The sequence below is a fragment of the Mycobacterium sp. SMC-18 genome, assembly GCF_045310895.1.
Taxonomy (GTDB): Bacteria; Actinomycetota; Actinomycetes; order Mycobacteriales; family Mycobacteriaceae; genus Mycobacterium.
In genome coordinates this window covers 260,697-273,289 of record NZ_JBJIAL010000002.1, presented here as the reverse complement: position 1 = coordinate 273,289, position 12,593 = coordinate 260,697, and the positions used below count along the sequence as shown (strand labels likewise).

14 protein-coding genes are annotated in these 12,593 nt (G+C 67.7%); 6 read left to right on the top strand and 8 right to left on the bottom strand.

The features are described from left to right. Window positions 1–4: 4 nt before the first annotated feature. Window positions 5–646: a response regulator transcription factor gene (locus ACJH6J_RS02900; protein WP_212807884.1), complete on the bottom strand. Its 642-nt coding sequence runs from the start codon at window positions 644–646 to the stop codon at window positions 5–7. Window positions 647–852: 206 nt separating this feature from the next. On the opposite strand from ACJH6J_RS02900, the gene ACJH6J_RS02895 reads away from it, so the two are divergent. Both ACJH6J_RS02895 and ACJH6J_RS02890 read left to right on the top strand, forming a co-directional pair. Continuing rightward, window positions 853–1,083: a hypothetical protein gene (locus ACJH6J_RS02895; RefSeq protein ID WP_212807883.1), complete on the top strand. Its 231-nt coding sequence runs from the start codon at window positions 853–855 to the stop codon at window positions 1,081–1,083. 215 nt (window positions 1,084–1,298) lie between these two features. Next, window positions 1,299–2,126 carry an alpha/beta fold hydrolase gene (locus ACJH6J_RS02890; protein WP_212807882.1) on the top strand — a complete coding sequence of 276 codons (828 nt, stop codon included), beginning with the start codon at window positions 1,299–1,301 and terminating at the stop codon, window positions 2,124–2,126. On the opposite strand, the gene ACJH6J_RS02885 is transcribed toward ACJH6J_RS02890, so the two are convergent. Further along, complete coding sequence (locus ACJH6J_RS02885) at window positions 2,082–3,416, bottom strand: PLP-dependent aminotransferase family protein (protein WP_212807881.1); 1,335 nt, start codon at window positions 3,414–3,416, stop codon at window positions 2,082–2,084. The genes ACJH6J_RS02890 and ACJH6J_RS02885 overlap by 45 nt on opposite strands. A gap of 62 nt (window positions 3,417–3,478) precedes the next feature. Here ACJH6J_RS02885 and ACJH6J_RS02880 point away from each other — a divergent pair, with 62 nt between their 5' ends. Continuing rightward, the gene (locus ACJH6J_RS02880; protein WP_212807880.1) at window positions 3,479–4,093 is read left to right on the top strand and encodes a DJ-1/PfpI family protein; all 615 of its coding nucleotides are present in this window, start codon (window positions 3,479–3,481) and stop codon (window positions 4,091–4,093) included. An 11-nt stretch (window positions 4,094–4,104) separates the two neighbouring features. Here ACJH6J_RS02880 and ACJH6J_RS02875 read toward each other — a convergent pair whose 3' ends face one another. After that, window positions 4,105–5,124, bottom strand: a complete 1,020-nt coding sequence (locus tag ACJH6J_RS02875; protein WP_212807879.1) for an alcohol dehydrogenase catalytic domain-containing protein — start codon at window positions 5,122–5,124, stop codon at window positions 4,105–4,107. A 221-nt stretch (window positions 5,125–5,345) separates the two neighbouring features. Between ACJH6J_RS02875 and ACJH6J_RS02870 the strand changes: the two genes are divergently transcribed. Genes ACJH6J_RS02870 through ACJH6J_RS02860 form a run of 3 tightly spaced genes read left to right on the top strand, consistent with a single transcriptional unit; the run spans window position 5,346 to window position 8,160 of the window. After that, window positions 5,346–6,098 (top strand): hypothetical protein, encoded by a 753-nt coding sequence (locus tag ACJH6J_RS02870; protein WP_212807878.1) that lies wholly within the window; start codon window positions 5,346–5,348, stop codon window positions 6,096–6,098. 35 nt (window positions 6,099–6,133) lie between these two features. Further along, window positions 6,134–7,351 carry an acyl-CoA dehydrogenase family protein gene (locus tag ACJH6J_RS02865; protein ID WP_406774807.1) on the top strand — a complete coding sequence of 406 codons (1,218 nt, stop codon included), beginning with the start codon at window positions 6,134–6,136 and terminating at the stop codon, window positions 7,349–7,351. After that, window positions 7,351–8,160 carry a tyrosine-protein phosphatase gene (locus ACJH6J_RS02860; protein WP_212807876.1) on the top strand — a complete coding sequence of 270 codons (810 nt, stop codon included), beginning with the start codon at window positions 7,351–7,353 and terminating at the stop codon, window positions 8,158–8,160. The genes ACJH6J_RS02865 and ACJH6J_RS02860 overlap by 1 nt, the downstream gene beginning before the upstream one ends. Here ACJH6J_RS02860 and ACJH6J_RS02855 read toward each other — a convergent pair. The 5 genes from ACJH6J_RS02855 to ACJH6J_RS02835 form a co-directional block, all read right to left on the bottom strand. Next, window positions 8,157–8,708 carry a YceI family protein gene (locus ACJH6J_RS02855; protein WP_212807875.1) on the bottom strand — a complete coding sequence of 184 codons (552 nt, stop codon included), beginning with the start codon at window positions 8,706–8,708 and terminating at the stop codon, window positions 8,157–8,159. The genes ACJH6J_RS02860 and ACJH6J_RS02855 overlap by 4 nt on opposite strands. Continuing rightward, on the bottom strand, window positions 8,705–9,190 hold the full coding sequence (locus ACJH6J_RS02850; protein ID WP_212807874.1) for a DUF456 domain-containing protein: 486 nt from the start codon (window positions 9,188–9,190) through the stop codon (window positions 8,705–8,707). The genes ACJH6J_RS02855 and ACJH6J_RS02850 overlap by 4 nt, the downstream gene beginning before the upstream one ends. Next, the gene (locus ACJH6J_RS02845) at window positions 9,191–10,162 is read right to left on the bottom strand and encodes an NADPH:quinone oxidoreductase family protein (RefSeq protein ID WP_212807873.1); all 972 of its coding nucleotides are present in this window, start codon (window positions 10,160–10,162) and stop codon (window positions 9,191–9,193) included. Window positions 10,163–10,165: 3 nt separating this feature from the next. Beyond that, window positions 10,166–11,029 carry an SDR family oxidoreductase gene (locus ACJH6J_RS02840; protein WP_212807872.1) on the bottom strand — a complete coding sequence of 288 codons (864 nt, stop codon included), beginning with the start codon at window positions 11,027–11,029 and terminating at the stop codon, window positions 10,166–10,168. Between the two features lie 114 nt (window positions 11,030–11,143). Continuing rightward, on the bottom strand, window positions 11,144–12,538 hold the full coding sequence (locus ACJH6J_RS02835; RefSeq protein WP_406774761.1) for an aldehyde dehydrogenase family protein: 1,395 nt from the start codon (window positions 12,536–12,538) through the stop codon (window positions 11,144–11,146). Between the last annotated feature and the right edge of the window lie 55 nt (window positions 12,539–12,593).

Here is a 12,593-nt window from a genome sequence, read left to right as displayed (position 1 = left end):
CACGTCAGTCCAGTAGCTTTCGACGCATCGCCTCGGCCACGGCCGCCGCGCGGTCCCCGACGCCGAGCTTCTCGTAGAGCCGCTGCACATGGGTCTTGACCGTCGACGGCGCCAGGTACAGCTCCTTGGCCATGGCGGGAATGGTCGCCCCCTTGGCGATCAGCTGCAGCACCTCGCGTTCGCGCGGGCTCAGCACCGGGGCGTCCGGCTCGGCCCGCCGACGGATCTCACCCGCGAGCCCGGCGGCCAGGCTCGGCGCGACGACGTCGCGGCCCTTCGCGCATTCGAGGATCGCGTTGACCAGCTCGCTACGTGTCGACTCTTTCGGCAGGAAGCCGGCCGCGCCTTCCTGCAGGGCCCGGTAGACGATCTCCGCCTCGTCATGCGCGGAGAGCAGCAGCACCCGTGTCGGCAGGCCGTCGCGCAGCACCGCTGCCGCCACCTCGGTGCCGTCCATGCCGGGCATGCGGTAATCCAGGAGGGCGACCTGAGGCTTGTGGGTGCGGATGGCCTCCAACGCCGACGTGCCGTCGTCGGCTTCGGCCAGCACCTCGATGGCGCCACTCGCCGTCAGGGCGCGGACGACGCCGTCGCGAAACATCGGGTGGTCGTCACCCACCACCACGCGAACCCGTTCGTCGTTCATGCCGTCAGCGTCGCACGGCAACCAGCGAAAAGTAACTCCGATCGCAAATTGACGGCCGCGTGTCCCCCGATCAGGGGACACGGGAATCCTCCGACAACTCGGCCGATTACCCGATACCCGCGGGCTCCGCAGCCAGGCACTCTTGAGTCATCACCGGAACACACCGGAGCAAGACACGAAAAACCCACTGACACAGGAGAATTCACATGAGCAGCACAGCCCGCACCTTCGGCCTCTCGATCATCGCCGCCGGCGTTCTCGGCGGCTCGGCACTCGGCCTGGCCGGTGCTGCCGGCGCCACGACCCTCGGGCCCGATGTCCGTCCGCCGGCCATCGTCGCCACCCCGTCGATCACGGCTCCGCCCGCCGGCATGCCGCTGCCCGGCGTGTTCTGGCACCACGGCATCTACCGCGTCTCAGCCCTGCAGGGCCGCTGACCGCCTGAACCCGGATTCCCTCCCCGAAGTCGTCGCGGGGAGGGAATCCGCTGTTGATCTGCGATGTGACTGAGCTGACGGTTCACGCTTCAGCCTGAGTTCGGCCCTCGCTGGCTGACCCTGCCGGTACCAGGATCACCGCGGTGACCCAAACCTCCGGCGAGTGCCGTCATCGTGGATGTTGTGCCGGAAGCGAGACGAAAGGAGCGCCGCACATGCAGATCAGGTGCCCTATCGAGTTCCCTGTCGTCCGGACGTTGGCTCACGACCCGAATGCCCCGACCGTACTTCTCATTCACGGTTTCCTCGACGACCTGACCGTGTGGGATGGCGTGATCGACGGCCTGGGCGACAAAGTCGCGACCGTGCGCTACGACCTGCCGGAGTTCGGTCGTCGCGCCGGAACCGCCAGGGACACAAGCGCCATCACGTTGGAATCGCTCGCCGCCGAGGCGGGCGCCGTCATCGACAGCATCGCCGGACCGGTCATCGTGGTCGGCCAGAGCCTCGGTTCGCAGATCGCCGAGCTGGTCGCGGCCGCGCATCCCGATCGGGTCTGGGGCTTGGTGCTGCTCACCCCAGTTCCGTTGGGCGGCACCCGCTTACCCGGCGGCGTGGTCGCGCAGTTCCACGCTATCGACGGCGACAGTGCCGCGCAGCGCCTCTCGCGGGCGGCGATCTCCCCCCATCTCACCGACGCCCAGCTCGACCGGCTCACCGACATCGGCAGGCACCTGGTGCCGGGCGTCGCCGGCCATTACGTCGACGTGTGGAACGACGGCGCGGCCGACGCGCCCGCCGCCAGCGCATTCCCGGGCGCGGTGCTCGTGATTCGCGGCGGCGCAGACGGTTTCGTCACCGGCGAGCTTGCCGACGCCATCGCCTCGCGTTTTGGTCGGCCAGACGTCCGCACCATCGAGTCCGGCGGTCATTGGCTGCATGTGGAATTCCCGGACGCCGTCGCGGCGATGATCCTGGACTTCGCGGACTCCGACCTGTCACCACGTGTGGGCGTCGATGACATGCTTCACGGTCGCGAGTGATCGAGCCAGGACGTCGATCTGCACCGAACCCAACGCCACCCGGATCGCGTGCGGCGGGTTCTTGGTCATGGCGAAGGGTTCTGCGGTGGACACCGACACCGTTTCGCGCAGCAGATCGGTCGCCACTTGATCGGCGCGCGCCTCACCGGGCAGCGGAAGCCACAGGAAGTACGAAGACGGATTCCCCACGACGTCCAGTCCGGACAGCACTTCGCGCGCGACCACCTGCCGATGCCGGGCGTCGGCTCGCTTGTCCGCTTCCAGCCGGGTGACGGTGCCGTCATTGAGCCAACCGGCGGCAATCGCGGTGACCAACGGTGGTGTGTTCCACGTCGTCCCCCGGATCGCGCGTTCGAAGGCACCGATGAATTGTGCTGGCGGAACCACGAATCCGATGCGCAGGCCGGTGGCCACACTCTTCGACAGCCCCGACACGTAGACGGTCAGTTCCGGGGCGAGTACCGCCAGCGGTGCGGGCGGGCGATCGACCAGATATGCGTACGACGCGTCCTCGATGATCGTCACACCGTGCCGGCGCGCGATCCCGACGAGGGTCTCGCGGCACGGTGCCGGTGTCACCCAGCCGAGCGGGTTGTGCAGCGTCGGCATGGTGTAGATCGCCCGGACCGGCCGCGTACGGCACAGCTCCTCGAACGCATCGAGATCGGGTCCCTCGTTCCCGGCAGGAAGTGGCGCCATCTCGAGCCGGAGCACCTGGGCCAGCACCTTGAAGCCGGGGTAACTCAGGGCATCGACGGCCACCACGTCGCCGGGTTGCAGCATCGCCAACGCGGTGACCGCCAGCCCGTGCTGTGCGCCACTGACGATCAACACGCGTTCGGCCGGGACGCTCAGGCCGCGTCGCTCCAGATGCAGTGCGGCCGAGGCCCGCTCGTGCAGCCGCCCAGCGTGCGGCTGGTACCGCAACAGGGCGTCGAGATCACCCGACGAGGCCAGGCCCCGCAACGCATTTCGCAGCTGGTCGGCCTGTCCCGGAACCGAGGGATAGTTGAAGTTCAGATCCACGACATCGTCGGCGAATGCCCGCTCCGAAACGTCGTCGCGGAGCGGGAGCGACGATTCCCGGACGAAAGTGCCCCGGCCGGCTTCACCGCTGACCAGTCCCATCTCGGCGAGTTCGGCGTAGACGCGGGTCGCGGTGACCAGCGCCAGCCCTTCACGCGCGGCGAGTTCGCGGTGGGTCGGCAGCCTTGCGCCGGGAGGGATCACGCCGGCGCGGATGTCGGCAGCCAGCGCGTCCACGACGGCTTTGTACCGAGCCCGACCCATGCCCGCATTGTATGCATGACAATTTGTTGATCGTATTGAATTGGCGACCCTAGGCTCGGATCATGCACATCGCCATCCTCACCTTCGACGGCTACAACGAACTCGATTCGCTGATCGCACTGGGCGTTCTCAACCGAGTCCGCAAGGCGGACTGGCGCGTGTCCATCGCCAGCCCAAGCCCTCGAGTCGGTTCGATGAACGGCGTCGTCATCGAATCCCACATCGATCTGGAACAGGCGTGCACCGCCGATGCGGTCATCGTCGGCAGTGGCATTCGGACTCGCGAGGTGGTCGCCGACCAGTGTTTGATGGCGCGCCTGAAACTGGACCCGTCCCGGCAACTGTTGGCTGCACAGTGCTCGGGCACGTTGGTCCTCGCCAAACTCGGCCTCTTGGACGGAGTTCCGGCGTGCACCGACTCGACGACCAAGCCCTGGGTGCAGGCCGCCGGAGTGGACGTTCTTGACCAACCGCTGTTCGCCAAGGGCAACGTCGCGACGGCCGGCGGCTGCCTGTCGTCCGCGTATCTGGCGGGGTGGCTCATCGCCCGTAGCGAGGGCGTCGACGCCGCTGTCGAAGCCCTGCGCTACGTGGCACCCGTTGGCGAGAAGGACGACTACGTCGCCCGTGCACTGCGCAATATCACGCCGTACCTCGACCGCGCGACAGCTGCCTGAGCACGCAGGCGCTACCGGTCCTGCATATCGAGCACAACGCGGAAACGCGCGTCCCCGGACATCATGCGCGCGTAGGCCTTCGGTGCTTCGTCGAACGGCAGGACCTCGGTCATCGCGGCAACCCCGTGCGCGGCACTGAAGTTCATGCCGTCCTCGTTTTCGACGGGGGTGCCGGTGAGGCTGCCGACGATCGATCGGCTGGCGGTGACCAAATCCACGGTGTTCACCGGAATCGGGTCTCCGGCGACACCCACGACGATCAGCTGGCCGCGCGGCTTCAGTCCGGCCAGCAGCGGCGCCATCGACGAGCCGCTCGACGCCGTGGCCACGACGGCTTCAGCGCCGCCGAGTTCCTGCAACGCCTCAGCGGGATCGGTTGCCGCACTGTCGATGTAGTGGTCGGCGCCGAGCTCGGCGGCCAGCGCGGCCTTGTCGGTGCCCCGGGCGATGGCCGCAACCCGGTAGCCGAGCTTGCGGGCGTACTGCACGCCCAGATGTCCCAGACCGCCGATACCCTGCACGGCCACAAGCGAATCCGGCGCCGCATGGACCAGCTGCACAGCGTTGTAGGTCGTGATGCCGGCGCACAGCAGCGGCGAGGCGGCCACGGAGTCGATTCCCTCGGGGATGCGGACCAGTCCGCTGGCCCGGGCATACGCCACCTCGGCATAGCCACCGTCGGTGTTGGTGCCGAACCAGGGCTGATCGTTGCAGTTGACGAAATCACCACGGCGGCAGGATGAACAGACGCCGCAGTGGCCACCGAGGAAGCCGACGCCGACGCGGTCACCGACGTGCCAACCGGTGACGTCGGCGCCGATGGCGTCGATGACGCCCACGGCTTCATGACCGGGTATCACAGGCAGGTGCGGGTCGGGCCGCTGGCCCTCGACGGCGAGGACGTCGCTGTGGCACACCCCGCAGCTCTGTACGCGGAAGCGCACCTGACCCGGAGGTGGCTCGAGCAAGGGCCGCTCCACCAGCTCGAAATGGGCCTGGCCAGTCACCTGAAAGGCGCGATACGTAGACATTCGTTTTCCTCTGATCGAATTCAGTTGCCACTCGGCGGCACGGCGGGCTCCGTGGTGGGGAGATTTCGCCTCACACAGCGCCGGATACCCCGGACACCATTCCGGCCCACGGCCCGCCAGTCCGTCCCCGCGACTCCTGGTAGTGACAGGGCCACCTTCGGCGGACGCCACGCCGCGACGGGTTGTGTTGCATAGGAGGCAACGGCGGCGAAAGGCCTCAGATGACAACAGATCTGCTGAGCTCGGTGTTGGAAGCGCACGGCGGGCTGGACCGGTGGCGCAGTCTGAGCTCTGTGGAGGCGACCATCGTCACCGGTGGCAAACTGTTCGGCATCAAGGGACTGCCGCAGGACCCGGCGCCACGACGGATGTCCGTTGCGACGCAACGCCAGTGGGCGTCGGTGCGGCCGTTCGGCGCACCGGATCAGCGCACCGACTTCACCCCGGCTCGCGTCGCCATCGAGAAGCTCGACGGCCGGGTGGTGGCCGTGCAGACGGATCCGCGAACAACTTTCGCCGACCACGAGCTGAGCACACCGTGGAATCCGTTACAGCGGGCCTACTTCAACGGCTACGCGTTGTGGATGTACCTGACCACGCCGTTCTTCATGGCACTGCCGGGCATGGACGTCACCGAAATCGAACCCGTCCTCGATCACGGCGAGCGGTGGCGCGGCCTGCGGGTGCGCTATCCCGATGGCTTCGCCAGTCACAGCCGGGAGGAGGACTTCTTCTTCGGCAGCGATTTCCTCATCCGGCGCCATGACTACCGCGTCGAGATCGCCGGCGGGTTCGCCGCCCACCATTATGTCAGTGAGATCGTCGAAGCCGACGGCATCATGGTGCCGACACGGCGCCGCGCCTACCGGTGCGACGCCGCCGGCCGACCGCTGGCCGACGAGCTCATGGTGGCCATCGACCTCAGTGACGTCCGCGTTGTTCCCGAGGAGTGGGCCGCGCTTCCACATGTCTAACCAAGTGGCTTATCGTGGCGGTCATGGACTTCGCGTTGTCGGCAAAAGCGCAGGATTACCAGCACAGGCTCACCGAGTTCATGACCGAGCGCGTGCTGCCGGCCGAGGCCTCCTACCACGCCTACCGCGAGGAGAAGGGCCCGCAGGACCACACGGTGCCGCCGGTGGTCGAGGAGCTCAAGATCGAGGCGCGCAAGCGTGGCCTGTGGAATCTGTTCTTGCCGTCGGAGTCGGGGCTGACCAATCTCGAGTACGCCCCGCTGGCCGAGATTTCCGGCTGGAGCATGGAAATCGCGCCCGAGGCCATCAACTGCGCGGCGCCGGACACCGGCAACATGGAGACCCTGCACCTGTTCGCCAACGAGCAGCAGCGCAAGCAGTGGCTCGATCCGCTACTGGGTGGTGAGATCCGCAGCGCCTTCGCCATGACCGAGCCCGCCGTCGCGTCGTCCGACGCCCGCAACATCGAGACGACGATGCTGCGCGACGGTGGCGACTACGTCATCAATGGCCGCAAGTGGTGGATCACCGGCGCCGCCGACCCGCGCTGCAAAATCCTGATCGTGATGGGCCGCACCAATCCCGACGCCGCGTCGCACGCCCAGCAGTCGATGATCCTGGTGCCGGCCGATACCCCGGGTGTGGACATCCAGCGGTCGCTGCCGGTGTTCGGGTGGCAGGACCAGCACGGGCACTGCGAGATCGTCTTCGACAACGTCCGAGTACCGGCGGAGAACCTGTTGCACGAAGAGGGCTCCGGTTTCGCCATCGCGCAGGCCCGGTTGGGGCCGGGCCGCATCCACCACTGCATGCGCGCCCTCGGCGCCGCCGAGCGGGCCCTGGCGTTGATGATCGACCGGGTGCAGAAGCGCGTGGCGTTCGGCAAGCCGCTGGCCGAGCAGGGCGTGGTGCGCGAGTCGATTGCCAAGTCCCGCAACGAGATCGACCAGGCCCGGCTGCTGTGTGAGAAGGCCGCCTGGACCATCGACCAGCAGGGCAACAAGGCCGCGCATGTCCTGGTGTCACAGATCAAATCGGTGGCCCCGCAGGTCGCGTGCGATGTGATCGACCGCGCCATCCAGGTGCACGGCGCCGCCGGGATCTGCGACGACGTCCCGCTGGCCCGGCTCTACGCCTGGCACCGCGCGATGCGGCTGTTCGACGGACCGGACGAGGTGCACATGCGCACCATCGCGCGCGCCGAACTGGGCCGCGAGAAGTCCGCACTGGCGGCCGCGGTGTTGGGTCAGTGATGCGGTCCACTGGTCTGGAACTCGCCGGCGCCTGGAACTTCCGCGACGTCGCCGAAGAGACGGGCATCGCCCCCGGCCGGCTGTTCCGCTCCAGCGAGCTCAGCGGGCTCGTCGAAGACGGCCGTAAAGCGTTGCAGCACTACGGCATCACCGACGTAGCCGACCTCCGGTCGCTGCGTGAGGTCGAGCGCCGCGGCCCAGGCCAGGTGCCCGACGGCGTCGCGATCCACCTGCTGCCGTTCCACGAGCTGGCCGCGGCAGGCACCGATACCGCCGAGGCACCGCACGAGAACGCCTTCGAGAAGATGATGACCGCGAAGCCCGATGACGAGGACGTCGCCGTCGCCGCCGGTCGCTTCATGGTCGAGGAGTACCGCCGCTTCCCCACCCTGCCCGGCGCGCATCTTGCGATACGCCAGGTCATTTCGATGCTCGCCGACTCGCGGCCGGTGATCGCGCACTGCTTCGCCGGCAAGGATCGCACCGGCTTCACGGTGGCGACGGTGCTGGGGGCCGTCGGCATCGAGCGTGACGCGATCCTCACCGACTTCCTGCGGAGCAACGACGCCGTACCGCAGCTGCGCGAAGGCATCCTCGAGACCATCCGGACCCGGGCCGGTGAGACTGCCGAGGTCGTGACGTTCGCCGAAGCCCGGCTCACCGAAGAGGTGCTCGGCGTCCGCGAGGAGTACCTGGACGCGGCCCTGGCCGTCGTCGAAGCCGAGTATGGTTCGCTATCGAATTACCTTGCCGCCATTGGTGTTACCGATGAGCAGGTGAGGCGGTTGCGGACGGTGCTGAGGGGCTAGGTCGGGTTCGCCTGTTGCGCGGTGAGTGTCACTCGGACCTCGTCGGCCACTTTCATCGCGCCCATCAACATCGAGAACTGCTTGATGCGATGGTCGCTGTGCCGTACCACCGCCTCACCGGTGATCCGCAGGTCCGCGTCGTCCCCCACCGCGTGGACGACGACGCTCTGCTCGCGGCTCTGACCGCTGAGGTCCAGGGTCCCGACAAGCCGCCACGAGTCGCCATCCCGCTCGATCGACGACGAGCGGAACGTCGCCCGCGGAAAGCGCTTGGCCTGCAACGTCTTCAGCGCATTGTTGCGAACCAGTGTCTTCTCGGCACCCGACAGCGGCGTCATACCGCCCTCGCCCGTCAGCACGTCCAGCGAGTCCAGGTCGACGGTCACCTCGACCGCAACGGGTTCGTCTCCGTCCACGTCCACGGTCGCCGCCCACGATCGCATCGCGATGGTCAACCGGTGTCCCATCCGCGCCGCACTGCCGGTGACGCCGGTGTGCAGGAGCAGCTCACCGGCCGACGCGTCGAAAGTCCGTCTCTCTGCGCTCAACTACCGACCACCAATCCCGTCACCCACGCCGCCGCGGCCAGCAGCGCGGCCGTCAACTCCACCCCCATGGCCAGTGCGACACCTTTGATGGCGTGCTTGGTCGACGTCCAGGCCCGGCTGGTGTCCCGCAGCGCCGAGTACTCGGACAGGTAGACGCCCAGTACGAAGCCCAGGGCCAGGCCCAGCACCGGGATCACGAAAAACCCGATGACGCCGAGGATTCCGCCGACGACAAGGCTGCGGGTGGACACGTCGGCGCGACGCATCCGGCGCATCGGCCAGAGATATTTGATGACCTCACCGGCCAGGAACAACGCCGCCGCCACACCGAGCACCACCCATGACGTCGCGGTGTGGACGGCCACCGCCCACACCGCGATCGCCAGGAACACGAGCAATCCACCGGGCAGTACCGGCACCACGATGCCGACCAGGCCGATCGCGATGACCAGCGCCACCAGCACTGTTCCCAAGGTGTTCACTTACGGCTCCAGGACAGCCTTGCCGTGAATCTTGCCGTCTGCCAACGCCTGCAGGGCGGCGGCACCGTCGGACAACGCGAAGCGCATCGGCTCCGGCGGCCGCAACCCGGCCTCGACCAGCTTCGCCAGGCCCGCCCCGACCTCGGCGGCCGAACCGGGCACCTGGCGGATGAACTCGCCGTACCCGACACCCACGACGCTGATGTTGCGCAGCAGCAGCCGGTTCACCTTCACCGACGGGATGCCCTGTCCGGCAGCGAAACCCAGCACCAGCAGGCGACCCTCGGGCGCCAGCACCCGAATCGCTTCATCGAACGCCTCACCGCCGACCGGGTCGACCACCAGGTCCACTCCCCGACCGTCGGTCGCCGCCAGCGCGGCTTCGCGCCAGCCGTCGGCCAATGGCAGCACCACGTCGGCACCGACAGAGGCCACGAAGTCCAGCGCCTCGACCCGGTGCACCATGGCGATCACCTTGGCGCCCATGGCCTTTGCGATCTGGATGGCCGCGACCCCGACGCCACCGGCCGAGCCCAGCACCAGCACCGTCTCCCCCGCCAGCAGCTTGCCGCGGCGAGCGAGCGCGAAGTACATGGTGTAGTAGTTGCCGAGCAGGCAGACCGCCGTGGCGTCGTCCAAGCCGTCGGGCGTCGGGATCACCGAATCCGGCAGCGCCAGCGCGCGCTCGGCGTAGCCGCCCATCATGGTGAACGCCGAAACCCGCTGGCCGGCAACGAAACCAGAACTCTCCGGCGCCGACCGGACGGTACCTGCCACCTCCATGCCGGGGGTGAACCCGGGTGGGAGCTTGAGCTGGTACTCGCCGCGGATCAGCAGCAGGTCGGGAAAGCAGACGCCGGCCGCACCGACATCGATGACGACCGCATTGCCCGAGGGGTCTGCGGCGTCATCGACATCGGTGTAGGCGAGGCCCGATGGACCCGTCAGCGACTGTGCGACAAGCGCTTTCACCTATCAGCCGAGCGCGAACGAAGCAGCCTTGGCGGCCGACAGGTCGGTGATCTCGCCCCACTTGGCGGCCACCTCGTCAACGCTGGGCACGTGGTCGAAGGTGACACCGTCGTTCTGGAACAGCGCGGTGCGCTGCACCTTGCCGCCGCCGACGATGAAGATCGAGCCCGTCTCGGGCAGCTCCTCGCTGCACAGCTGCGCCACCACCGGCGCCACGTACTCCGGCGACAGCTTGGCGAAGACCTCCGGCGGCACGATGTCCTCGGTCATGCGGGTCGCGGCGATCGGCGCGACGGCGTTGAGCTTGATGTTGTACTTGGCGCCTTCCTGGGCCAGCGTGTTGATCAGGCCGACCAGGCCCAGCTTGGCGGCGCTGTAGTTGGCCTGACCGAAGTTGCCGAACAGACCACTGGTCGAGGTGGCGACCACGACGCGGCCGTAGGCGTTCTCGCGGAAGTGCGGCCAGGCGGCACGGATGACGTTGTAGCCGCCGTAGAGGTGCACCTTGAGCACGATGTCCCACTGCTCGGCGGTCATCTTGTGGAAGGTGCCGTCGCGCAGGATGCCCGCGTTGGACACCACACCGTCGATCTTGCCGAACGCCTCGATCGCGGTCTTGACGATGTTCTCGGCGCCCTCGGCCTCGGCCACCGAGTCGTAGTTGGCGACGGCGCGGCCGCCGGCGGCCTTGATCTCCTCGACGACCTGGTCGGCCATGTTGTGGCCGGCGCCGGTGCCGTCGCGGGCGCCGCCGAGGTCGTTGACCACGACACAAGCGCCTTCGCGGGCCAGCGTCAGCGCGTATTCACGACCCAGGCCGCCTCCGGCTCCGGTGACGGCAATGACGCGATCCTGCACTCCGGGCATGGGTTTCCTCTCATGGAACAGAAATTGGACAGCCCGCCCCATCTATTTTCGGGTGGGGCCACCCCTTGTGTATACGGCGACCGGCTGACCGCCGTGCCGCCGGGTCTGCGATCTCTAGAAGAACTTGCGCGCGATCTTCCACGCCTTGTCGGTGTACGGCGGGTAGATGAGCTTGCCCAGGTCGGGCCGCGTCGGCTTGGTCATGACCGACTTCGCGTGGCTGAACTCCAGGAAGCCGTAGCGACCGTGGTAGGCGCCCATGCCGGACGGTCCGACGCCGCCGAACGGCAAGCGCGCCGTCGAGACCTGGAAGATCAGATGGTTGACCAGCATGCCGCCGGCCGGGACCTCACGGATGAACCGCTCGCGGACGGCCTTGGCCTTGGTGAACAGATACGCCGCCAGCGGCTTGGGCCGGGCGTTGACGAACGCGATGGCGTCATCGAGCGAGTCGACGGTGATCACCGGCAGGATGGGCCCGAAGATCTCCTCGGTCATGACCGGTGCGTCGAGCGGCGGGTCGACCACGACGGTCGGCTGGATGGTGAGCCGGGCCGGGTTCGTGCCGCCACCGGTGACGACCTCGCCACCCGTGCCGAGGTAGCTACTGAGCCGGTTGAACTGCCGCTCTGTGACGATCGGCAGACCGTCGGCATCGTCGGCGGTGAACGCCACGACGGCGTCCCGGATCTTGGCGACCAACTCGTCACGGATGGGCTTCTCGGCCACCACGTAATCCGGCGCGACGCAGATCTGGCCCGAGTTGATCACCTTGGCGAAGGCGATGCGCTTGGCGGCGACGTCGATGTCGGCGTCGGCCGCGACGATCACCGGGCTCTTGCCACCGAGCTCCAGCGTCACCGGCGTCAGGTGCTCGGCTGCGGCGGCCATGATCTTCTTGCCGATCTCGGTGCCACCGGTGAACATGATGCGGTCCAGGCCCTGCGCGATCAGCTCCTGGCTGACCATGCCGTCGCCCTCGACCACCGCGATCGCCGAGGTGTCCAGGTACTTCTCGACCAGTTCCACCATCAGCCGCGACGAGGCCGGGGCGAACTCAGATGGCTTGAGCACCACCGTGTTTCCCGCGGCGATGGCACCGACCAGCGGGCCCAGCGTGAGGTAGAACGGGAAGTTCCAGGCGCCGATGATCAGCACCGTGCCGTAGGGCTCGTACTCGACCCAGCCGCGGCCGGGCAGCTGCGAGCGCTCCAGCAGGCGGTAGCGACGTTTCGCCCACTTGTGCAAGTTCTTGGCGGCGTCCTTGGCCTCGGCGATGGTGCCGACGCTGTCCGCGAGCCAGGCCTCGAATGGCTTGCGGCCGAGATCGGCCTCCAGCGCCTTGGCGATGGCCGTCTCGTTCTCCTCCATCGCCTGGGCCAGCGCAAGTAGCTGGCGCTTGCGCCACTGCAGGTCGCGGGTGCGCCCGGTGGCGTAAGTCTTTTGAAGACCGGCCACGACAGCCGGAATATCAGTGGTCGCGACGGGTGCGACAGATTCGGTGGTCATGACGAACGTCCTTACGTGAGCCAGGCAACACCGGAATCCTAACCAACCAGCCGGT